At 75.1% G+C, this 20,501-nt stretch carries 18 protein-coding genes, 1 pseudogene and 1 riboswitch; of the genes and pseudogenes, 6 read left to right on the top strand and 13 right to left on the bottom strand.

Features of this window, described 5'->3' with window-relative positions:
• Nucleotides 1-64: 64 nt before the first annotated feature.
• The 4 genes from CRP29_RS17145 to CRP29_RS17130 all read right to left on the bottom strand — a co-directional run bounded on the left by CRP29_RS17145 (nucleotide 65) and on the right by CRP29_RS17130 (nucleotide 5,788).
• Nucleotides 65-964 carry a deoxyribonuclease IV gene (locus tag CRP29_RS17145; RefSeq protein WP_245852967.1) on the bottom strand — a complete coding sequence of 300 codons (900 nt, stop codon included), beginning with the start codon at nucleotides 962-964 and terminating at the stop codon, nucleotides 65-67.
• Between the two features lie 13 nt (nucleotides 965-977).
• Nucleotides 978-2,951, bottom strand: coding sequence for a Stk1 family PASTA domain-containing Ser/Thr kinase (gene pknB / locus CRP29_RS17140; protein WP_097196262.1), 1,974 nt, complete (start codon nucleotides 2,949-2,951; stop codon nucleotides 978-980).
• A gap of 110 nt (nucleotides 2,952-3,061) precedes the next feature.
• A complete protein-coding gene (locus CRP29_RS17135; protein WP_097196261.1) occupies nucleotides 3,062-4,537 on the bottom strand; it encodes a glycine hydroxymethyltransferase in 1,476 nt (491 codons plus the stop codon).
• A 23-nt stretch (nucleotides 4,538-4,560) separates the two neighbouring features.
• A riboswitch (ZMP/ZTP riboswitch) is annotated at nucleotides 4,561-4,646 on the bottom strand.
• A gap of 5 nt (nucleotides 4,647-4,651) precedes the next feature.
• The gene (locus CRP29_RS17130; protein WP_097196260.1) at nucleotides 4,652-5,788 is read right to left on the bottom strand and encodes an alpha-hydroxy acid oxidase; all 1,137 of its coding nucleotides are present in this window, start codon (nucleotides 5,786-5,788) and stop codon (nucleotides 4,652-4,654) included.
• Between the two features lie 13 nt (nucleotides 5,789-5,801).
• Here CRP29_RS17130 and CRP29_RS17125 point away from each other — a divergent pair, with 13 nt between their 5' ends.
• The 3 genes and pseudogenes from CRP29_RS17125 to CRP29_RS23345 form a co-directional block, all read left to right on the top strand.
• Nucleotides 5,802-6,125, top strand: a complete 324-nt coding sequence (locus CRP29_RS17125) for an Rv2175c family DNA-binding protein (protein WP_091985718.1) — start codon at nucleotides 5,802-5,804, stop codon at nucleotides 6,123-6,125.
• A gap of 71 nt (nucleotides 6,126-6,196) precedes the next feature.
• Nucleotides 6,197-6,541: a lycopene cyclase domain-containing protein gene (locus CRP29_RS17120; RefSeq protein ID WP_097196259.1), complete on the top strand. Its 345-nt coding sequence runs from the start codon at nucleotides 6,197-6,199 to the stop codon at nucleotides 6,539-6,541.
• A pseudogene (locus tag CRP29_RS23345) lies at nucleotides 6,538-6,747 on the top strand (lycopene cyclase domain-containing protein); the annotation flags it as partial. The gene CRP29_RS17120 and the pseudogene CRP29_RS23345, both read left to right, overlap by 4 nt.
• Here the strand turns inward: CRP29_RS23345 and CRP29_RS17110 are convergent.
• From CRP29_RS17110 to CRP29_RS17100, 3 genes are read right to left on the bottom strand one after another with little or no spacing between them, the layout of a single operon-like run.
• A complete protein-coding gene (locus tag CRP29_RS17110; RefSeq protein WP_217991638.1) occupies nucleotides 6,744-7,697 on the bottom strand; it encodes a phytoene/squalene synthase family protein in 954 nt (317 codons plus the stop codon). The pseudogene CRP29_RS23345 and the gene CRP29_RS17110 sit on opposite strands and share 4 nt — an antisense overlap.
• On the bottom strand, nucleotides 7,694-9,184 hold the full coding sequence (gene crtI, locus CRP29_RS17105) for a phytoene desaturase family protein (protein WP_097196257.1): 1,491 nt from the start codon (nucleotides 9,182-9,184) through the stop codon (nucleotides 7,694-7,696). The genes CRP29_RS17110 and crtI overlap by 4 nt, the downstream gene beginning before the upstream one ends.
• 1 nt (nucleotide 9,185) lies before the next feature.
• Nucleotides 9,186-10,316 (bottom strand): polyprenyl synthetase family protein, encoded by a 1,131-nt coding sequence (locus CRP29_RS17100; protein ID WP_245852965.1) that lies wholly within the window; start codon nucleotides 10,314-10,316, stop codon nucleotides 9,186-9,188.
• Between the two features lie 178 nt (nucleotides 10,317-10,494).
• Here CRP29_RS17100 and metF point away from each other — a divergent pair, with 178 nt between their 5' ends.
• A complete protein-coding gene (gene metF, locus CRP29_RS17095) occupies nucleotides 10,495-11,406 on the top strand; it encodes a methylenetetrahydrofolate reductase [NAD(P)H] (protein WP_217991637.1) in 912 nt (303 codons plus the stop codon).
• Here metF and CRP29_RS17090 read toward each other — a convergent pair.
• Together CRP29_RS17090 and CRP29_RS17085 are read right to left on the bottom strand one after the other, a co-directional pair.
• Nucleotides 11,390-12,028: a hypothetical protein gene (locus tag CRP29_RS17090; RefSeq protein ID WP_097196254.1), complete on the bottom strand. Its 639-nt coding sequence runs from the start codon at nucleotides 12,026-12,028 to the stop codon at nucleotides 11,390-11,392. The two genes, metF and CRP29_RS17090, sit on opposite strands and share 17 nt — an antisense overlap.
• 41 nt (nucleotides 12,029-12,069) lie before the next feature.
• Nucleotides 12,070-14,157 (bottom strand): HNH endonuclease signature motif containing protein, encoded by a 2,088-nt coding sequence (locus CRP29_RS17085; protein ID WP_245852961.1) that lies wholly within the window; start codon nucleotides 14,155-14,157, stop codon nucleotides 12,070-12,072.
• 164 nt (nucleotides 14,158-14,321) lie between these two features.
• Here CRP29_RS17085 and CRP29_RS17080 point away from each other — a divergent pair, with 164 nt between their 5' ends.
• Nucleotides 14,322-15,077 (top strand): CDP-alcohol phosphatidyltransferase family protein, encoded by a 756-nt coding sequence (locus CRP29_RS17080; RefSeq protein ID WP_245852959.1) that lies wholly within the window; start codon nucleotides 14,322-14,324, stop codon nucleotides 15,075-15,077.
• A 164-nt stretch (nucleotides 15,078-15,241) separates the two neighbouring features.
• Nucleotides 15,242-16,219, top strand: coding sequence for a carbohydrate kinase family protein (locus CRP29_RS17075; protein WP_097196253.1), 978 nt, complete (start codon nucleotides 15,242-15,244; stop codon nucleotides 16,217-16,219).
• A 3-nt stretch (nucleotides 16,220-16,222) separates the two neighbouring features.
• Here the strand turns inward: CRP29_RS17075 and CRP29_RS17070 are convergent, their stop codons facing one another.
• From CRP29_RS17070 to CRP29_RS17055, 4 genes are read right to left on the bottom strand one after another with little or no spacing between them, the layout of a single operon-like run.
• Nucleotides 16,223-16,879 carry a flavin reductase family protein gene (locus CRP29_RS17070; RefSeq protein WP_245852955.1) on the bottom strand — a complete coding sequence of 219 codons (657 nt, stop codon included), beginning with the start codon at nucleotides 16,877-16,879 and terminating at the stop codon, nucleotides 16,223-16,225.
• Nucleotides 16,876-18,024 carry a glycosyltransferase family 2 protein gene (locus CRP29_RS17065; protein ID WP_097196252.1) on the bottom strand — a complete coding sequence of 383 codons (1,149 nt, stop codon included), beginning with the start codon at nucleotides 18,022-18,024 and terminating at the stop codon, nucleotides 16,876-16,878. Before CRP29_RS17065 ends, CRP29_RS17070 begins: the two co-directional genes overlap by 4 nt.
• On the bottom strand, nucleotides 18,021-18,830 hold the full coding sequence (locus CRP29_RS17060; protein WP_245852953.1) for a carotenoid biosynthesis protein: 810 nt from the start codon (nucleotides 18,828-18,830) through the stop codon (nucleotides 18,021-18,023). The genes CRP29_RS17065 and CRP29_RS17060 overlap by 4 nt, the downstream gene beginning before the upstream one ends.
• Complete coding sequence (locus tag CRP29_RS17055; protein ID WP_176523017.1) at nucleotides 18,827-20,500, bottom strand: phytoene desaturase family protein; 1,674 nt, start codon at nucleotides 20,498-20,500, stop codon at nucleotides 18,827-18,829. The genes CRP29_RS17060 and CRP29_RS17055 overlap by 4 nt, the downstream gene beginning before the upstream one ends.
• Nucleotide 20,501: the final 1 nt, after the last annotated feature.

Below are 20,501 nucleotides of genomic sequence, written 5' to 3'. Positions count from 1 at the left end.
GCATGATCACCGCACACCGGTGGCTGCTGGATCGGTGCGTTCGGCAGCCCTCAGTGCGGGGTGATCACGCGACCCCGGCGGGCGCGTCGGGTATCAGCGAGTTGAGCAGCTTGATGTCGGCGGCGTGGCCGCCGCACGGGTCGCCGTCCTTCTCCGACGGGGTCTCCACCACCACGGGGACGCCGGCCATCGAGGGGTGGGCCAGCAGCTCGGCGAACGGGGTCACGCCGATCGAGCCCTCACCGATCGTGGTGTGCCGGTCGCGCTTGGAGCCGCAGCCGTCGAGGGAGTCGTTGGCGTGCACCAGGCCCAGCCGGCCGGGACCGACGGTCGCCGCCACGAGGTCCAGCGTCGCGGTCATGCCGCCCGGCGTCGCCAGGTCGTGGCCGGCCGCCCAGATGTGGCAGGTGTCGAAGCAGACGCCGACCAGCGGGTGGTCCTCGAGAGCGGCGAAGTACGGGCCGAGCTCCTCGACCGTCGCCGCCAGGGCCTTGCCGCCGCCGGCGGTCGGCTCGATCAGCAGCCGCGGACCGGCCGGGTCGGCGGCCTCCAGCACCGGCAGCAGCCGCTCGTGCAGCTGGCGCAGCGCGTCGGCGTAGCGGTCCTCGCCGACGGCCGAGCCCGCGTGCACCACGACGCCCTGACAGCCGAGCTGCGCGCCACGGGCCAGGTTGTGCGCGATGGAGGCGATCGACTGCTCGACGGTCGCCTCGGTGGGGGAGCCGACGTTCACCAGGAACGGCGTGTGGATGAACGAGGGCACGCCGCGCTCGGTGCACCCGGCGGTGAACAGCGCGTCCTGCGCCGGGTCGCCGGGGGTCAGCTTCCAGCCCCGCGGGTTGCCCACGAACACCTGGACGGCGGCGGCGCCGACCGCGTCGGCGTAGGCGAGGCCGCCCTTGGCCAGGCCGCCCTTGATCTGGATGTGCGCGCCGATCGGGGGCACGCGGAGGGGAGTGCTCACTGCGGGAGGAGGCCTATCCGAAGGTCAGGAGGATGGTGATCTTGGAGCCCTGTTCGACGGTCTCGCCGGGGCTCACGCTCTGCCGGAAGACCCGGTCGCCGAAGAACCGGGTGGACTCGACCTGCAGGCCCACCGCCTTGAGCGCGGCGGTCGCCTCGGCCTCGTTCATCCCGACCACGTCGGGGACCTCGACCAGCGGCACGCCGACCGAGACCTGGATCGTCACCGTGCCGCGGTAGGGCGCCTCGCGGCCCGGTGCGGGGTCGACGGCCATGACCTCGCCCTTGTCGACGGCGGCGCTGCGGCCGTCCTCGGCCCGCTCGACCGTGAAGCCCAGCGCCTCGAGGTTGGCCACCGCCTGCTCCGGCGACTGCCCGGTCACGTCGGGCACGGCCACCGGCGCGTGGCCCTTGCTGACCAGCATCGTGACCACCTGGTCGCGGGTCAGCTGCGTGCCGGGGGCGGGGTCGAAACCGGTGACCAGGCCCGGCGCCACCTCGTCGTCGTAGACGTCGCTGCGGGTGATCTGCACCGGCACGGTCTCCTGCAGCTCGGCCTCGACCTCGTCGGCCGGCCGGCCCACGAGCTCGGTGGCGACGACGTAGCGCTCCGGCCCCTTCGAGACGACCACCTGCACGTCGGTGCCCCGGATCGCCTCGCGGCCGGCCACGGGGTCGGTGGAGATGACGGTGCCTGCGGGCACCGTCTCGCTGAACTGCTCGACGACCGGCTTCGGGTCCAGGCCGGCGTCCTGCAGCATGTCGACGGCCGCCTCGCGCGACTTGCCCACCAGGGTCGGGACGTCGGTCCACCGGCCGCTGCCCATCCACCAGCCGATCGCCCCGATGGTGACCGCCAGCAGCAGCACCAGCGCCACGGCGAAGCGGGCCCGGCGCCGGCGGATGTGCTGCGGCACGCCGGGGCGGGCACGGTCCACCCCCGGCCGGCGGCCGCCGACGTCGGTCGTGGGGCCGGCGCCCATGGCGGGCAGCATGCTGGTGCGCCCGCTGCGCTGGGCGCCGAGGACGGCGGTGCCCGGGTCGCTGGGGTGCCGCGGGCGGGTGGGCCGGTTGGTCGGGCGGAGCGTGCCCGGGCCGGCGGTGCTGCGCCCGGTGGGCACCGGCACCGGCTCGATGCCCAGGTCCTTGCGGACGTCGGACAGCTCGGCGAGGAACGCGCCGGCGTCGATCGGCCGGCCGGCCGGGTCGCGGCGGGTGCCGCGGGCGACAAGCTCGTCGACCGCCCACGGCAGGCCCGGCACCTCGGTCGACGGCGCGGGGACGTCGTGGTGCACGTGCTGGTAGGCGATGGCGAGCGGGGTGTCACCGCCGTAGGGCGGGTGCCCGGTGAGCATCTCGAAGAGCACGATGCCGGCCGCGTAGATGTCGGAGCGGGCGTCGGCGCGGCCCCGCTCGAGCTGCTCGGGGGAGAGGTAGGCGACCGTGCCGATGAGCACGCCGCCGGTCTGGCTGGTCTGGCCGGTGCCGACGACGGCGCGCGCCAGGCCGAAGTCGGCGACCTTGACCACGCCGTCGATGCCGATGAGGACGTTCTCCGGCTTGATGTCGCGGTGCACGATGCCGGCGCGGTGCGCGGCCGTCAGCCCGGACAGCACCGGCTCGAGGACGGCGAACGCCTCGCCGACGGTCAGCCGGCCGCGGGCGGTGAGCAGGTCACGCAGCGTCCGCCCGCGCACCAGCTCCATGACCAGGAACACCAGGCCCTGGTCGCTGCCCTGGTCGCTGACGCCGACGACGTTCGGGTGGCTGAGCATCGCCGCGGCTCGCGCCTCGCGGGTGAACCGGTCGACGAAGGTCGGGTCGTGCGCCAGGTGCTCGGCCATGACCTTGACCGCGACGGTCTTGTGCAGCCGCAGGTCGGTGGCCGAGTAGACGGTCGACATGCCGCCGCGGGCCACCCGCTCCTCGAGGCGATAGCGCCCCTCCAGAACGAGGCCGACCACGGGGTCGGTCACGGCGGTGTCCACCTGGCCGAGTGTAGGAGCGACGACGGGCCCGGGGGGCCTCCCACGCTGTGCGGGGGACGCCCGGGACCCGTGGTGCGGATGGTCAACCGACCCGCGTCACAGCCGGCCGCTCAGCCCAGGTCCAGGCCGGGGTAGAGCGGGTGCGCCGCGAGCAGCTCGGCGGTGGCCGCGCGGGTCCGGTCGGCCAGGCCGTCGGTCAGCACGTACTTCGCCTTGGAGACGCCACCGTCGCGGGTCGCGGTCGGGGTGGCACCGGTGAGGACGTCGACGATGAGCTCCGCCGTCCGGTCGAACTCGGCCGCGCCGAACCCGCGGGTGGTCAGCGCCGGGGTGCCCAGGCGGACGCCGGAGGTGTACCAGGCGCCGTTCGGGTCGGCCGGGATGGCGTTGCGGTTGGTGACGATGCCGGCGTCGAGCAGCGCGGACTCGGCCTGCCGGCCGGTGAGGCCGAAGGCGGTGACGTCGAGCAGCACCAGGTGGTTGTCGGTGCCGCCGGTGACCAGGCGCGCGCCCCGGCTGCTCAGGCCCTCGGCGAGGCGCTGCGCGTTGTCGGCGACGGCCTGGGCGTAGCCGGCGAACGCGGGCTGCCGGGCCTCGGCGAAGGCCACGGCCTTGGCGGCCATCACGTGCGGGAGCGGGCCGCCGAGCACCATCGGGCAGCCCCGGTCGACGGCGTCGGCGAACTCCGGCTGGGCCAGCACGAAACCGCCGCGCGGGCCGCGCAGCGACTTGTGGCTGGTGCTGGTGACGACGTGGGCGTGCGGCACCGGGTCGAAGTCGCCGGTGAGCACCTTGCCCGCCACCAGGCCCGCGAAGTGCGCCATGTCGACGACGAGCGTGGCGCCCACCTCGTCGGCGATCTCGCGCATCGTCGCGAAGTTCACCCGGCGCGGGTAGGCGGAGTAGCCGGCCATGAGGATCAGCGGCTTGAACTCCCGGGCCCGGGCCCGGACGGCGTCGTAGTCGAGCAGTTCGGTCGACGGGTCGGTGCCGTAGGAGGACTGCTCGAACATCTTGCCGCTGATGTTGGGGCGGAAGCCGTGCGTGAGGTGGCCGCCGGCGTCCAGGGACATGCCGAGCATCCGCTGGTCGCCCAGGGCCCGGCGCAGCGTCGCCCAGTCGGCGTCGGTGAGGTCGTTGACGTGCTTGGCGCCGGCCTGCTGCAGCGCCGGCAGCTCGACGCGCTGGGCCAGCACGGCCCAGAAGGCGACCAGGTTGGCGTCGATGCCCGAGTGCGGCTGCACGTAGGCGTAGGGCGCGCCGAACAGCTCGCGGGCGTGCTCGGCGGCGAGCGCCTCCACGGTGTCGACGTTCTGGCAGCCCGCGTAGAAGCGGTGCCCGACGGTGCCCTCGGCGTACTTGTCGCTGAACCAGTTGCCCATGGTGAGCAGCACGGCGGGGCTGGCGTAGTTCTCGCTGGCGATCAGCTTGAGCGACTCGCGCTGGTCGGTGAGCTCCTGGCTGATCGCGGCGGCGACCCGCGGCTCGACCGCGCCGATCACCGACAGGGCGCTGCGGTACGCGTCGGAGGCGGTGGCCGCGTCGAAGGGCGTGGCCGACGGGGTGGTGGAGGGCGCGGTGGTCATGGGGGTCTCCTGGGATCGTCGACAGGGGGCGCCCAGGCGCGCGGCAGGGGAGGAACAGGACCGCTCCCCGGTGGGTGCCCACCTCTTCGCGCCAGTCACGGCCCAGGGGTCAGGTTATCGCGCGGGGACGACGGTGTCGCGGGGCACCGACCGGACGTCGGTCACGCCGCAGAGCGCCATCGTGTGCGCGAGCTCCTCGCCGAGCCCGGTGAGGACCCCGGCCACCCCGTCGGCCCCGCCGGTGGCCAGCCCCCAGATGGTGGGCCGGCCGACGAAGACCGCCCGCGCGCCCAGGGCGAGGGCGGTGAGCACGTCCGAGCCGGAGCGGATGCCGCCGTCGGCGTAGACCTCGACCTCGTCGCCGACGGCGTCGACCACCTCCGGCAGGGCGTGCGCGCTGGCCACCGCCGGGTCGACCTGGCGGCCACCGTGCGTGGAGACCCAGACGGCGGCGGCGCCGGCCTGCACGCAGCGCGTGGCGTCGTCCCCGCGGAGCACGCCCTTCACCACGACCGGCAGGCCGGAGAGGTCGCCGAAGCGGGCGATGTCGTCGAAGGTCCAGGTCGCGGTCGCCAGGTCCTGCAGCGAGGGGCGGTCACCGTCGGCCGGGTGGTTGGCCATCCGGAGGCCGGCCGGGAGCGCGAAGTCGTGCCGCAGGTCGCGGCGGCGGCGGCCGAGCAGCGGCAGGTCGACGGTGAGCACGAGGGCGGCGTAGCCCGCGGCCCCGGCGCGGCGGGCGAGGTCGTCGGTGTGCGCGCCGGAGTGCAGCCGGTAGAGCTGGAACCAGGCAGGTGAGCCGGCCGCGGCGGCCGCCACCTCCTCCAGGGTGTGCGTGGCGCTGGTCGAGACGGTCATGAGCGAGCCGGCCGCCGCCGCACCCCGGGCCGTGGCCAGCTCGCCGTCCGGGTGCGCCATGCCCTGGTAGGCCCACGGTGCGACGCCGATCGGGGACCGGACCGGGCTGCCGAGCAGTTCGGTGTCCAGCGGCACGGACGTGACGCCGCGCAGCACGCGCGGCCGCAGCCGCCACGAACGCCAGGAGCCCGGGGCCTCGCGCAACGTCGTCTCGGACTCCGCGCCGCCGGCGTAGTAGTCGAAGACGTCGGCGGGCAGGAGCTCGAGCGCGCCGCCCTCGAGCCGCTCCAGGTCGAGGTACGGCGGCTCGACTCCGGCGTCCTCCGGCGTCTCCTCGCCCACGGCGCGACGTCGCTGCCCCGGCACCGGGCTGTCGGCTGGTCGTGGAGGCGCCATAGGCTCGCACCTTATGGACACGTTCACCCCCGCGGAGGTCGCCCAGCTCCTGGGTACCTCGCCGAACCGGGTCCGGCAGCTGCTGCGCGACCGCAAGCTGATGGCCGTCCCCGGCAGCGGCAACGGCAAGATCCCGGCCGCTTTCGTCCAGGACGGCATCATCCTCAAGCACCTGCCCGGGCTGCTGACCGTGCTCCAGGACGGCGGCTTCACCGACGAGCAGGCCTTCGACTGGCTGTTCCGGGAGGACGACACGCTCCCCGGCACCCCGGTCCAGGCGTTGCGCGACGACCGGCACACCGAGGTCACCCGCCGGGCGCAGGCCCTGGCGTTCTGACCTCGTCCTCCTGAGCCCGGCGTCGTGAGCAGGGTGCATCCGGCCCCGGTGCCCACGGGGAAGGACCTGTCGTGGAGCAGCTGACCTACCTCGGCCTGCTCGTCGGCTGCCTGGTCGTCACCGCACCCCTGGAGCTGGTGCTCCGGGTGCGGGTCTACGCCCGCTGGCGGCGGTTCCTGCTGGCGGTGCTGCCCGAGTTCACCGTCTTCGTCGTCTGGGTGCTCTACGCGATCGACCAGGGGCACTGGGACTACTCGTCCGTGCGCACCCTCGACGTCCGGTTGCCCGGGGGGATCCCGGTCGAGGAGGCGCTGTTCTTCCTCGTGGTCCCGCTGTGCTCGGTGCTGGCGCTGGAGGCGGTCCGCCGGGTGACCGGCTGGGACGCCGGCTATCCCCCCGAGGAGGCCGACGCATGAGCTACAGCGCCCTGGCGATCGTCGCCGTCGTCGCCGTCCTGGTCGTGGACCTGGCCGTCTACCGGACCCGGATGGTGACCCGGAAGGTCTTCTGGACCGCCTACGCGATCATCGTGTTCTTCCAGCTGCTGATGAACGGCGTGCTCACCGGCCTGGACGTCGTGGTCTACGACGAGCGGGCCATCTGGGGTCCGCGGATCGCCTACGCGCCGGTCGAGGACCTGCTCTTCGGCTTCGCCATGGTGACCCTGACCCTGGCCAGCTGGGCGGCGGTCAACCGGCGGGCGAACACCGCCAGGCGGCGGGGCTTGGACACCGACACCCGGCCGTCGAGCACCCGGTAGTCCGCGCGCTCGATCTCGCCGAGGATGCCGCCGTAGAGGTCGGTGGCCGCGCGGACGCAGTCGCGGGACTCGGGGGCGAGCATCGGCGTGCCGAGGGCGGCGTCGTCGTAGCGGCGGCGGGTGACCTCGACCATCTCGCGCATCAGCGCCTCGAACCCTGGGGAGTGCCGCTTCTCGGCGAGCTGCTCGCGGGTCACCCCGTGCGCCGCCATGAGATCGGCGGGCAGGTAGACGCGGCCGCGGTCGATGTCCTCGGCGACGTCGCGCAGGAAGTTGGTCAGCTGGAAGGCCTCGCCGAGGGCGATGGCGTGCGGCGCGGCCTCCTCGCGGGCGACGCCGGGCGCGGTGCCCAGGACCGGCAGCACCTGCAGGCCGATGACCGACGCCGAGCCCCACATGTACCGGTCGAGCGCGGCGAGGTCGGCGTAGGAGTCGACGTCGAGGTCGCTGGTCATGGCGGCGAGGAAGTCGACCAGGTGCTCGACCGGGATGGCGTAGCGGCGGTAGGTGTGCACCATGGCCAGCCGGACCGGGTCCTCCGACCAGCCGGCCTCGAGCTCGGCGAGCAACGCCCGCGACCACTCGGCGAGGTCGCCCTGCGGGTCGGCTCCGGGCAGGTCGACGAGGTCGTCGGCGGTGCGGGCGGCGGCGTAGAGCGCGTGGACGGCGGGCCGCCGGTCGGGGGTCAGCAGCCGGGTGGCCAGGAAGTAGCTCTTGCCGTGCCGGGCGGCGATCGCGGCGCAGTGCGCGTAGGCCGCTTCGAGCTGCTGCTGCTGCGCCGCCTGCGTTCCGGGCGGGTGGACCAGCGTCATCGCTGTGCCCCCGTGATCCGCTCGGCGGCGAGCCGGCCGCTGATCAGCACCATCGGCACGCCGACGCCGGGCTGCACCGACGAGCCGGCCAGCACCACGTTCTCCGGCCCGCGGCGGGGGAGCGTGGAGGGCCGGAACGGGCCGGTCTGCCCGAAGGTGTGGGCGAGAGCGAACGGGGTGCCGGCGGCCATGCCCTGCTCGGCCCAGGTCAGGGGCGTGTCCATGTGCTCCACCTCGATCGCCTCGGCGATACCGGACCACCCGCGCGCGTCCAGCGTGGCCAGCAGCTCCTCGCGGTAGCGCGGGCCGAGGGCCGCCCAGTCCAGGTTCGCGTTGCCCCCGCTGCGCGGGTCCAGGTTCGGGGTCGGGGCGACGACGCTCACCACCTGCCCGCCCTCGGGTGCCAGCGTCCGGTCGGTGACCGACGGCATGCTGATCAGGAGGCTGGGATCGGTCATGGGCCGGCCGTCGCGGGTCAGCTCGTCGAAGACCCCGCGCCAGGACTCCCCGAAGCTGATCGTGTGGTGCGCCTGGCCGGGCAGCTCGGCCTTCACGCCGACGTGCAGGGCCACGCAGGACGGCGAGTACACGGGGCGGCGCGGGGCGGGCACCCCCGGCACCAGCCGCCACGGGGCGTCGGTGGTGACGACGACGGCGTCGGCGGGCAGCACCTCGCCGTCGGCCAGCCGCACGCCGCTGATCCGTCGCCCCGACGTGGGCAGCTCGGTGACGGTGGAGCCGTAGCGGAACGTCACCCCGGCGTCGGCCGCCGCGCCGGCCAGGGCACGGGGCACCGCGCCGATGCCACCCTCGGGGTGCCAGACCCCGGCGCCGATGTCGAGCTGCGCGATGACCGCGTACGCGGCGATCGCCTTGAACGGGGAGACCCCGGCGTAGAGCGCCTGGAAGCTGAACAGCCGGCGCAGCCGGTCGTCGGCGAAGTACTTCGCGACGTGCGAGGAGAGCCGGCCGAAGCCACCGCGGCGGGCGAGCTGCACCAGCTCGGGGCCGAGCAGGTCGAGCGGGGAGTCGAGGTTGCGGTCGATGAACGTGGCCAGCTGCAGCCGGTAGAGCTCGGCCAGGTCGGCGAGGTAGCGGCGCAGGGCGTCGGCCTCGGCCGGCCCGCAGATGCGGGCGACCTCGGCGGCGAACGCGTCCGGGGCGGCGTGCACGTCGAGGGAGCTGCCGTCGGCGAACTGCGCCCGGTAGCTGGTCTCCAGCGGGGTCAGGGTCAGCCGGTCGGTCAGCCCCTCGCCGACGGCGGCCAGGGTGTCGGCGAGCACCTCGGGCGCGGTGAAGACCGACGGGCCGGTGTCCAGCGCGTAGCCGCCCTGCTCGATGCGACCGGCGCGGCCACCGGGGCCGTCCCCGCGCTCGACGACGGTGACCTCGCGGCCGGCGCCGCGCAGCCGCAGGGCCGTCGCGAGGCCGGCCAGCCCGGCGCCGATGACGACGACGCGGTCCGTGGGTCCGGGAACGGTCCGCACGTCAGGAGGTGCGGGTGGTGGCCGCGACGGCGAGCGCGTCGAGGGCCGCCTTGGCGTCGTCGGCCAGCGGGGCGTCGGCGATGGCGGTGCGGGCGCGCGCGGTGCTCTCGGCGATGCGCTGCTCCACGCGGTCCCGGGCGCCGGTGCTCTCGATCAGTGCCCGCAGGGCCTCGAAGTCCTCCTGGCGGGCGGCGGTGTTGCCGAGCAGGTCGGCCAGCAGCCGGCGGCCGGCGGAGTCGGCGGCCTCCTCCGCCAGGGCGATGAGCAGAGTCTGCTTGCCCTCGCGCAGGTCGTCGTCGGCGGACTTGCCGGTGACGGCCGGGTCGCCGAAGACACCGAGGACGTCGTCCCGCAGCTGGAAGGCCTCGCCGAGTGGCAGGCCGATGGCGGTGGTCGCCTCGACCACGTCCGGGCCGGCGCCGGCGATGGCGACGCCGAGCTGCAGGGGGCGCTGGACGGTGTAGCCGGCGCTCTTGTAGCGGGCCACGGTGAGCGCGCCCTCCGGGCCGGGCAGGCCGCCGGCGGCGCGGAGCAGGTCGAGGTACTGGCCGGCGGTGACCTCGGTGCGCATGGTGTCCCAGACGGCGCGGGCCCGGCTGAGGGCGCCCTCGGAGATCCCCGAGCAGCGCAGCAGCTCGTCGGACCACACCAGCGCCAGGTCGCCGACCAGGATCGCCGCGCCGGTGCCGAACAGCTCGCCGTCGCCGGTGAGCGCGTGGGCGGCGTGCCGGCTGGCGAAACCGATGTGCGTGGCCGGCCGGCCGCGGCGGGTGGTGGCGCCGTCCATGACGTCGTCGTGGACCAGCGCGCTGGCGTGCACGAACTCCAGCGCGGAGACCGCGCGCAGCACGGCGGCCTCGTCCTCGCCCGAGCCCGGGCCGGTGTCGCGGGCACCGCGCCAGCCCCAGTAGGCGAACGAGGGCCGCAGCCGCTTGCCGCCCGCCGCGAGGGCGGCGACCTCGTCGACGAGCGGGATCAGGCTCCCGTCCATGCCGGCGAGGGTGGTGCGCTGGCGCTCGAGGAACTCGGTGAGGGCGGCGGTGACCGCAGCGTTGAGCCGGTCGAGATCGGCGGCGGCCGGTGACGGCGCCCGATGGGCGATGGCCGTCCCGTGCGGGGTCCCGAGGGTCACCGGGTCAGTATCGCCCCACGTCGCCGGACGGGCTGATCCAGCGCGGGTCGTCAGGGTGCTGCCGTTCATGGGGGTTCCGCCTTCCCGGGTCGTCCGCTCGCCCTTCTTCACCGTCACGGGTGGTTCCGGATGCGGTCGGTCGGGAGATTTCCCCGCAGGCTCCGTACCCTCGTTGCCCGTGACCCAGACCGTGCGTGAGCTGCTGGCCTCGGAGCGGCCGACCTGGTCCTTCGAGTTCTTCCCGCCGAAGACGCCCGAGGCCGAGCCGCAGCTGTGGACGGCGCTGCGCGAGCTGGAGCGGCTGCGGCCCTCGTTCGTGTCGGTGACCTACGGCGCCGGGGGCTCCACCCGCGAGGGCACGGTCTCGGTCACCGAGCGGATCGCGACCGAGACCACGATGACCCCGATGGCGCACCTGACCGCCGTCGACCACAGCATCGCCGAGCTGCGGCACGTGGTCAGCCGGCTGGCGGCCGCCGGGGTCCGCAACATCATCGCGCTGCGCGGCGACCCGCCCGGTTCGGACCCGCAGGCCGAGTGGGTGGCCCACCCCGAGGGCCTGTCCTACGCCGCCGAGCTGGTCGAGCTGATCAAGTCGATGGGCGACTTCTCCGTCGGCGTCGCCGCCTTCCCGGAGCGGCACCCCCGCTCGCCGGACTTCGACACCGACATCGACATGTTCGTGGCCAAGTGCCGGGCCGGGGCCGACTTCGCGATCACCCAGATGTTCTTCCGCGCCGAGGACTACCTGCGGATGCGCGACCGCGTGGCCCACCGGGGCTGCGACGTGCCGATCATCGCCGGCGTCATGCCGGTGACCAGCGCGCGGCAGATCAAGCGCATCGTGCAGCTGTCCGGTCAGGCGTTCCCGGCCGACCTCGCCGAGCGGTTCGAGGCGCTCGACGGCGAGCGGCCGGAGGACAAGGCGGCGGTGCGGGCCTTCGGGGTCGAGGTGGCCACCGAGCTGTGCAGCACGCTGCTGGACGAGGGCGTGCCCGGGATCCACTTCATCACCATGAACCGGTCGACGGCGACGCGGGACGTCTACACCAACCTGGTCGGCAACCCGTCGATCACGACGCCGAGCTGATCCGGTCGAGCGCCGCCGCGGCCTTCGCGGCGGCCCGGCGCAGACCCTCGCGCTCGGCGGAGTAGCCGCCGATCACGCCCACGACGGGGATGTTGGACAGCGCCCGGTGGCGGAGCTTGCCCTTCGGGCGGGCGTCGAGCGCCTCGTCGATCCGGCTCAGCAGGCGGGCGACCCGCCACACCGTGCGGACGGCACCGCGGGCGCCCTTCCGCTCGTCGGCGGCGCCGAACGCCTCCTCGCGGTAGGTGCCCCGGCTCTTCACGAGCAGCGGCTCGACGGCGGACGGCGGCAGGTCGCGGTCGAGCAGGACGCGGGCGAGCAGGGACACCCGCTCGGCGGACCCGGTGACGCCGTGCTCCCCGGCGACGCCGAGCACGAGGACGGACTGCACCGCCGTCCCGACGGTGTTCTGCAGGGGCAGCAGGTCGGCGAGCTTCCCGGCGAAGCGCGGCGCCGCCGAGACGACGGCCGCGATCCGGGAGACCCGGTCGGCCCACCACTGGTCGCGCTGCGCCTGCGGCAGCTCCGGTGGCCGGCCGAGCCGGCCGGCCAGCGGGGACGCCAGGCGGTCCACTCGGCGGAGGACGTCGACGACGACGGCGTCACTGATCGGGGCAGCCATGGTCGGAGCATGCCCCGAGCTGCGCGATTTCACCCGCGGGGTCAGTACGGCGGGGGAGTGGTGACGGCGATGAGCCCGGTGGGGGTGGTGACGGTCAGCGTGCCGTCCGCATCGAGACGGTGCTCCCACCCGGGTGCCTGGTGCTTGCCTCGGTGGTCGGTGGTGCAGTAGCCGGCGAGGTTGGCGGCGCTGGTCGATCCCAGCGGGTACGGGACGCTGTGGTCGAGCTCTCCGCCTCGGGGCACGCGTCGACGACAGCCAGGGAACCGGCAGCGCCGGTCGCGGCCGCGGACGAAGCGGTCGAGTTCGGCCCCAGGCCGGTAGCCGTCCGTGGGGCCGGGCGGACCGAGCCCCGGGCGATCCGTGAGCTCGTGGTCGCAGCATGCCCCGGACCGCCGGCACGCGGCCCGGCCGCAGCTTCCCACTCGGCGCAGGCCGGGGAGGTCGCTGAGCGCGACCAGTGCCCCGGTGAGTGCGTCGGTCAAGGCGATGCGCGGGCGTTCGGCCAGCCCGCCTCCACCGGTCATCGCCAGCAGATCGGCGACCAGATCGCGTTGTGCGCTGCTGGCCGACCTGAGCACCGCGAGCGCGTCCTCGGCGTCCGCCAGGCGTCCGCCGACACCTGCTTGCCAGGCGTCCTCGTCCGCGGCGTCGGCTGCTGCCGCGGTGCGGACGGTGCGCTCGGCCCGGGCCAGGGTGCGGCGGGCCTCCTCCACTGCCTGTCCGGCGTCGTCCAGCGCCCGGTCGGCCGTGGCCCACCACTCGGACTCGCCGGACTCGCCGGACTCGGACCTGGACGGCTCCGGTGGGCCGTCAGCGGGGAAGAGGGGACGGTCGTCGACGTCCTGGGGCGGGTGGTCCCCGAGGGCGGACGAGGAGTCCGCGGGCGAGGTCGTCCCGCCGCCCCCGAACCACAGCTCGCGTTCGAGCGGTAGGTGGTCGAGATCTTCCGAGGAGAGCGGGCACCGCTCGGGATCCGGATCGACCAGTTCGCCGGTCACCACCCGCCGTTCCATCTCGGCCCACCAGGTCTCCAGCTCCCGTTGCTCGCGCTCAGCCCACCCCATCGCCGCGGCCCCGTCCGGGTTCGGAGGCGGGGTCACGTCGGGGTCTTGATCGGTCGGGATGTCCAGGCCGGTGCCGGTCAGCGCGGCGAGGAGCTGCCGGACCATGTCGGCGGGGACGACCTGGCCACCGATCTCGCCCGGCTCGTCACCGCCCGCCAGCGTGGCGATCGAGGCGACCACGGTCAGCAGCACCTGCACAGGTGGCAGGTCGCTCTCCCCGGGGCGCAGCACCAGATCGAGCAGGCAGTCGATCATCTTCTGCCCGCGCGTTCGCGGATCGTCGCCCCCGTCCAGAGACTCCGCGCACGCCAGCAGTGCTCGGTACAGCGCCTGCGCCTCGGGAAGCGTTGCGACCACGGTCAGGGTCGCCATGCCGTCGTCGTCGTGCGGCCGGAGATGGATGCCGCGGGCCTTCAGCGCCTTCTCCAGGCGCCGGGCGGCGGCGCGGACGTCCCGCCGAGCCACTTCCCGCCGCACCTTGTCGCCCAATGCGGCCGGTGCGACCACCCGCCCTGCTGCCCAGCGCAGCAGCTCGGCCTCGACCTCCGCACGGATCGTGGCGTCCTCGATGGGGGCCACCTTGTCGAGCATCGACCAGAGGTGGCCGGGGTGGAGCGCTCCGGCCTCGAGCGCGGCCAGCGTCCCCGGCAGCTGGTGCACCAGGTCCAGCGACCTGGTCAGCAGCGCCTCGGCGGCCTGTGCACTGATCGACAGCGCCACCACGAGCTCCTGGGTGGCCCACTCGCTCACGCTGCGGAGGCAGGCCGGACGGGCAGCCCAGCGCTCGGCACTCATGGCGCCCCGCTCGCCCTGTGCGCGGTCCTCGCTCGCCGGCCGGGTCGCGGCGAACTCGGCCACCGCGCGGGCCTTGAGTGCGGTCTGTCGCGCGATCTCGCGGTCGGCTGCCTGGACGGCGCCGAGCGGACCGTCGGCCAGCGTGACCGGAGGCGCGAACTCCGGCCACTCCGCGGACTCCGTACGCGGCCGACGTCCTCGACCAGCTGCCTCGGCCCGCCGGCGAGCTTCGGTGTACCAATCACCCGTCACCGACTTCGTGGCCATGCATTCGATCATACGTTCGAACGGGATTCTCGACAAGGCCTGGGGCACAGTGCTCGGCGCGCCAGAACCACCGGATGACCTCGTGCTGGTCCTGGCGTCTTCGATGCCGGCACGTCGGTGCACCCGGGGCAGCCGCGACAGCGCCGCGCCGGATGGGGCCCGAGGTGACCACGGGACCCACCGACCCGCGGATCGGCACCGCGACGAGCTGGTCACGGATGATGGGCGTTGTGCTGAGCCGTGACGAGTACCTGGCCGCCTGGTCGCGCTGGCACGGCGGCAGCGACACGTCCTCGCCGCTGGTGCGCGGCTGGCTGACGCTGGCGCACACCCTCGCCCGCCCGCTGGCGGGGATGCACCCCGCGGTGGCCACCGCCGCGGGGCTGCTCGTGGCCGCGGCCGCCGTCCTCCCCGCCGCGGCCGGGGGCGGCTGGCTGATCGCCGCCGGGCTGCTCGTCGGGCTCTCCGGGCTGCTGGACAGCCTCGACGGCGCGCTCGCCATCGGCGCCGGCCGCGCCTCGCAGCGGGGCTACGTGCTCGACTCGGTCGTCGACCGGCTCACCGAGGTGGCCTACGCGGCCGCGCTCTGGGGCGCCGGGGCGCCCGGCTGGCTGGCCGTCCTCTTCGGCGCGCTGTGCTGGCTGCCCGACTACGTGCGGGCCCGCGCCGGTCAGGCGGGGGTCGACCGGACCGGCCCGATCTCGCTGTGGGAACGGCCCACCCGCGTCCTCATGGCCGGTTTCACCCTCGGTGGCGCGGGGGTCGTGTCGGGCCTGGAGGTGCGTGGTGTCGACGGCGACGTCCTGACCGTGACCGCCGGAGCCGCGGTGGGTGCGCTGCTCGGCGCGGTCGCGACGGTGCAACTGGGCTGGTGGCTGCGCTCGGAACTCGCCGGACCGGGCGCCGACGCCCCCGGCTGAGCGCCGCCCGACCGGGTGCGGGCGAGCACCTCGTGCCCCCCACCGCCCGGAGCGCCGCCTACTGTGTGCGTGCCCGACCCCCTCCGTTCGCCACTCCGTCACCCAGGCCCGCTCGCGAGCCGGGCGCCCGCGCCCCTCCGGAGCCACACCCCCAGGAGCAGCACGTGCCCGTCGTCGTCACCGGCTCGATCGCCACCGATCACCTCATGACCTTCCCCGGGAAGTTCACGGAGCAGTTCGTCGAGGGCCAGATGGAGAACGTCTCGCTCTCCTTCCTGGTCGACGACCTCGTCCAGCACCGCGGCGGCGCCGGCGCGAACATGGCCTACGGCCTGGGCCTGCTCGGCCTGTCCCCGGTGCTCGTCGGCGCCGTCGGCAGCGACTTCGCCGACTACGAGGCCTGGCTCAGCCGGCACGGCGTCGACACCGCCAGCGTGCACTGGTCGGAGCTCAAGCACACCGCGCGCTTCGTCTGCACCACCGACGCCGCCAACAACCAGATCGCCTCGTTTTACTCGGGCGCCATGAGCGAGGCCTCGCAGATCGAGCTGGGGCCGGTCGCCGGGCGCCTGGGCGCACCGGACCTCGTCGTCATCGGGCCGAACGACCCCACCGCGATGGTCCGCCACACCGAGGAGTGCCGGACCCGCGGTTACGCGTTCGCCGCCGACCCGAGCCAGCAGCTGGCCTGGGCCGACGGCGCGATGATCCGCGAGCTCGTCGACGGCGCGGACCTGCTGTTCACCAACGAGTACGAGTCCCACCTGCTCCAGCAGAAGACCGGCTGGAACGCCGACGAGGTCCTGGCCCGGGTGGGTACCTGGGTGACCACGCGGGCGAAGGACGGCGTGCTGGTGCGCCAGGTCGACGCCGAGCCGATCGAGGTCATCGCCGTCCCGGAGACCAAGCCGGTCGAGCCGACCGGCGGCGGCGACGCGCTGCGCGCCGGGTTCATCGCCGGCCGCATGTGGGGGCTGAGCCTCGAGCGGGCCACCCAGCTGGGTTCCGCCGTCGCGACCGCGGCGGTCGAGGTCATCGGCACGCAGGAGTACAGCCTGCCGCGGGAGAGCTTCCTGGGCCGCTTCGCCGAGGCCTTCGGCGACGAGGCCGCAGCCGAGGTCGCCGCGCACCTCCCGGCCTAGCGTCTACTCGCCGCGCAGCCGCTCGCCGATGCTGGGGTCGGCCGCCCACGTCCGGTAGGAGATGCGCGGGATCTCCCGCACCTCGCCGAGCGTCGCCCACTCGTTGCCGCCGAGGCGGGCCAGCGGGCGCAGGTGCTCGATGCGGGGGCGCCCGTCGCGCACGGCCTCGGCCCAGACGCTGATGTGCCGCACCCGGCCGAACACCACCGTGCTGTCGCCGAGGCGGAGGGTGCTGTGCAGCACGCACTCGATGGAGACGGGGGAGTCGGCGACGCGCAACGCGCCGACGGTCTCGGCCGGCTCCAGCCGCACGCCGGTGTGCTCGGCCTCGCTGTGGTCCGGCGGGAAGTCGGTGCCCGTGGCGTTGATCTGCTCGAACAGCGCCTCGGGGGTCAGGTTGACGGTGAACTCGCCGGTCGCCTCCGCGTTGCGCAGCGAGTCCTTGCGGCCCACCGAGGTGAACTGGACGACCGGCGGATCCACGCAGGCGACCGTGTAGAAGGAGTGCGGTGCCAGGTTGTGCACGCCCGCGGCCGACCGGGTGCAGACCCACGCGATCGGCCGGGGGACGACGACGGAGTTGAGCACCCGGTAGAAGGCACGGGTCTCCATGGCATCGGGGTCGAAGTGGACGCGGTCGCGCGCCGCCGGCTGGGTCACCGCACCATCCTCGCCGCAGCCGCCCGGCCCGGCGCGGGCGGTGCGGCGTCGACGGCCCGGCCCCGCCAGCGCAGGGTGCCGCGGCGGTGCCCGATCACCGACCGCAGCATCAGGGCGTCGAGGGCCAGGACGGACACCGGATGCGCCAGCGCATCGGGCCACACCCGGCCGCCGGTCGCGGCGGCGCTGATCGCCCGACCCGCCACCCCGAACGCGTAGCCGACGAGCCCCGCGCGCGACCCGCGCACCGCGGCGACCGCCGGCAGCACCCAGACCGCGGTGAGGGCGCCGGCGGTGACCAGGCCGGCCGCGGGCGAGCCACCGACCGCGGCCCACAGCGACTTGCCGTAGCCCTCCCGCACCCCGGCCCACCCGTCGTACATGCGGCAGACGGCGAGGGTCGAGCCGTCGACGACGGCGCCGCGCCCGCCCGCTGCCTTGACCGCGCGCAGCAGCGCGACGTCCTCGATGACCTCGCCGCGCACCGCCCCGTGCCCGCCGGCCCGCGCGTAGGCCGCGCGCCGCACGACCAGGAACTGCCCGTTCGCGGCCGCCAGCGACGGCCGCGGCGACCGCTCGGCGAGCCGCAGCGGCAGCAGCGTCGCCCAGAGCCACTGCTGGAGGGGCTGGACCAGCCGCTCGGCCGCGCTCACCGTCAGCTGCCGCGGCCAGGGGGAGACCAGGTCCAGCCCGGTGTCGTCGAGGACGGCGATCGCCGCGGCGAGGGCATCGGGCATCAGCCGCACGTCGGCGTCGAGGAAGACCAGGACGTCGGTGTCGCCCGCGGCCGCCGCGCCCTGGGCGCAGGCGTTCGGCTTGCCGAGCCAGCCCGCCTGCGGGGCCCGGGCGGGGACGAGCCGTACGCGCGGGTCGGGGCAGGCCGCGACGAGATCGGGGGTGCCGTCGGTCGACCCGTCGTCGACCACGACCACCCGCAGGTCCGGGACGCCGCGCTGGTCGAGGACCGCGGCCAGGCAGTCGACGACGTCCGCCGCCTCGTCGCGCACCGGCAGGACGACGGTGACCGCGCGCCGCACCGGCGGCGCGGCGGCCGGGGGGCGGCGCAGCAGGGCGGCGTTCAGCGCGGCGTGCGCGGCGCCGGCGACGGACAGCCCGGCGAGCGCGCGGAGCAGCCGACCGCTCACCGCGACCGCTGGAGCGCCAGGACGACGAGCACCACCGCGCCCAGCCCGGCACCCCACGCCGCCGAGCCGGGCAGGCCCAGCCAGCCGGCGTGGGCGAGCGCCCCGCCGAGGGTCATCCAGGCCAGCGCGAGCAGCGGAGCGGCATCCCCGATGGCCGGCCGGGCGGCGGTCCGCGCCACGAGCAGGTCGAGCAACGTCATGAGCACCACGCCGGCCAGCAGCCAGCCGGCCAGGTTGGTGAGCGGGACCGTGTCGATGCCGGGAAGCCCCGGGTCGGGGTGCTCCCACGTCCAGTAGCCGGCGTCCACCATCTGCGGGTCCAGCACGACGTCCCAGGCGGCGAAGAGCGCCGCGGCCCACGCGATGCGGGCGGCCCGCCGTCGCTCCCGGCGGACCGGACGGGCCAGCCGGCCGGCCAGCAGCCAGCTCGGCCAGGCCATCATCAACCAGGCCAGGGGCACCAGGAACGGGACACCGAGCAGCGTCGGGCCCAGGCTGTCGCTGTAGGAGTAGCTGCCGTAGGGGATTCCGGTGGCCAGGCCGACGCTCTCGAACAGCACCGCGACCACCCCGACGAGCACGAGCACGCCGAGGCCGGTGCGCACCCCACGGCTGAGCGCGGCGTGGACCACAGAGAGGGTCGCGCCGAGCAGGACGATGGCCCAGCTGACCGCGTCCCGGGTGTCGCCGTCGGTGAGGGGATAGGCGATCGCCGTGCCCACGAGGGCGAGCGCCAGGACCAGCGGTGCGACCTGTCGTGCGGACCAGGCGCGGGGGAGCGGGAGGGCGGCGATCGAGGGGATCACGAGCGCCTCCGCACCAGCCGACCCGCCGCGCGGCGCAGCGAGCGGCCCGTCGCGGCCCGGGCCCGGGGCAGGGCACCGCGGTCACCGAGCACCACGCGGGCGGCGCTGCGGCCGGAGTTGCCGGACACGCCGCCCCCGGGGTGGGTGGAGGCGCCGGCCAGGTAGAGCCCCGGAAGGCCGGGAACCCGGTAGCCGGAGAGCGCGGGGGTGGGCCGGAACCCGAACATGCTGGCCAGACCCATCTCCACGTGCATGACGTTGCCACGGGGCAGGGACAGTTCCCGCTCGAGCGCCAGGGGCGTCTGGACGTACAGCCGCTGTACCGAGTCGGCGAAACCGGGGGCGAACCGGTCGACCGCCTCGACCAGACGCTGCGCCTCGGCCTCGGCGAGGGCGTCCCAGTCGCCGCCGTCCGCGAGGGCGTAGGGGTACCACTGGCCCCAGAGGGTGACGACGTGCTGCCCGGGCGGGGCGAGCGTGTCGTCGCTGGCGGAGAAGGACATGGCCAGCGGCACCGGCTCCCGCGGCACCCGGCCGGCGCCCCAGTCGCCGTGCGCAGCGGCGAGCTGACCGCGATCGGTGCACAGCAGTTGCAGTCCCTGTAACGACTCCTCCGGCGTGGCGCCGGGATAGCTCGGCGGCGCGGTCGTGAGGGCCCGCACCACCAGGCCGAACCCGTTGCCCACCGGCGGATCGGCGTCGGCCAGCGCCGGGGGTGCGTCCGCGCCGGCGAGCCGGCGGGTCACGCCGATGTGGCAGGCGGCGACGACGGTGCCGGCATGGATCCGCCGTCCCGACTCCGTCTCCACGCCGGTGACGCGCGGACCGGTGCCGTCGTCGTCGACGAGCAGGCGGGCGGCGCCGTCGCCGAGCACGACCCGGCCGCCGTCGTCCTCGAGCCGGCGGCGGAGTGCCTCGGTGAGCCCGCCGGAGCCGCCGACCGGGTGGCCGGGCGGGACGTCGTGCAGCAGCGCGACCCAGCCGACCATCGCGGCGGTGCCGGGCTCGGACATCGGGGGGCCGGACTGGGCGCCGAACCAGGCCAGCGCCGCCTTGAGCCGCTCGCTGCGGAACCAGCGGTCCAGCAGGGCGTCGCCGGATCCCAGGAAGTCGACCGCGAGGTCGCCACCGGGCGTCCGCGCGCGGCCCTCGCCGGGCGCGCCGAGCGGCCAGAAGGAGCGGACCAGCCCGCCGGCGCTCGGCCGCCGCCCGAACGAGGCGACGACGGCGCGGCTGCGGGGGCCCCACACCGCGACGAACTCCCGGTAGGCGGCGGCGTCGTCCTCCCCGCACGCGGCCGCGATCGAGGCGCAGGTCGCGTCGAGGTCGACGGAGAAGACCAGCGGCCGGCCCTCCGGGCCCTCGTTCCCGGGCGCGGGTGCGGGCGCGAAGCCCCACGGGTCGCAGTCGATGTAGCGCAGGCCGGAGGCGGCGAGGTCGAGCTCCTCGACGATGCCGCTGTGCCGGATGATCACGTGCGCGCTCGAGCCGCGGTCGACGCGCACGCCCGGCCAGCGCTCGACGGTCGACACCGCCCCGCCGAGCACGTCGTCGGACTCGACGACCTCGGCCGACAGCCCGGCCCGCGCCAGATAGCAGGCCGCGACCAGGCCGTTGTGGCCCGAGCCGATCACGACGACGTCGACGGCGGTGTCCGGAGCTGGGTTCACC

The sequence above is a fragment of the Blastococcus aggregatus genome (assembly GCF_900221005.1).
Lineage (GTDB): Bacteria > Actinomycetota > Actinomycetes > Mycobacteriales > Geodermatophilaceae > Blastococcus > Blastococcus aggregatus.
The sequence above is the reverse complement of the archived record's forward strand: the minus strand, read 5'-3'. Positions and strand labels throughout refer to the sequence as shown.

Excerpts from the sequence above, each read along its gene's own strand:
- CRP29_RS17135 (WP_097196261.1), bottom strand. The coding sequence starts at position 4,537 with ATGACCACCGCGCCCTCCACCACCCCGTCGGCCACGCCCTTCGACGCG.
- CRP29_RS17130 (WP_097196260.1), bottom strand. The coding sequence starts at position 5,788 with ATGGCGCCTCCACGACCAGCCGACAGCCCGGTGCCGGGGCAGCGACGT.
- CRP29_RS17125 (WP_091985718.1), top strand. The coding sequence starts at position 5,802 with ATGGACACGTTCACCCCCGCGGAGGTCGCCCAGCTCCTGGGTACCTCG.
- CRP29_RS17110 (WP_217991638.1), bottom strand. The coding sequence starts at position 7,697 with ATGACGCTGGTCCACCCGCCCGGAACGCAGGCGGCGCAGCAGCAGCAG.
- CRP29_RS17090 (WP_097196254.1), bottom strand. The coding sequence starts at position 12,028 with ATGGCTGCCCCGATCAGTGACGCCGTCGTCGTCGACGTCCTCCGCCGA.
- CRP29_RS17085 (WP_245852961.1), bottom strand. The coding sequence starts at position 14,157 with ATGGCCACGAAGTCGGTGACGGGTGATTGGTACACCGAAGCTCGCCGG.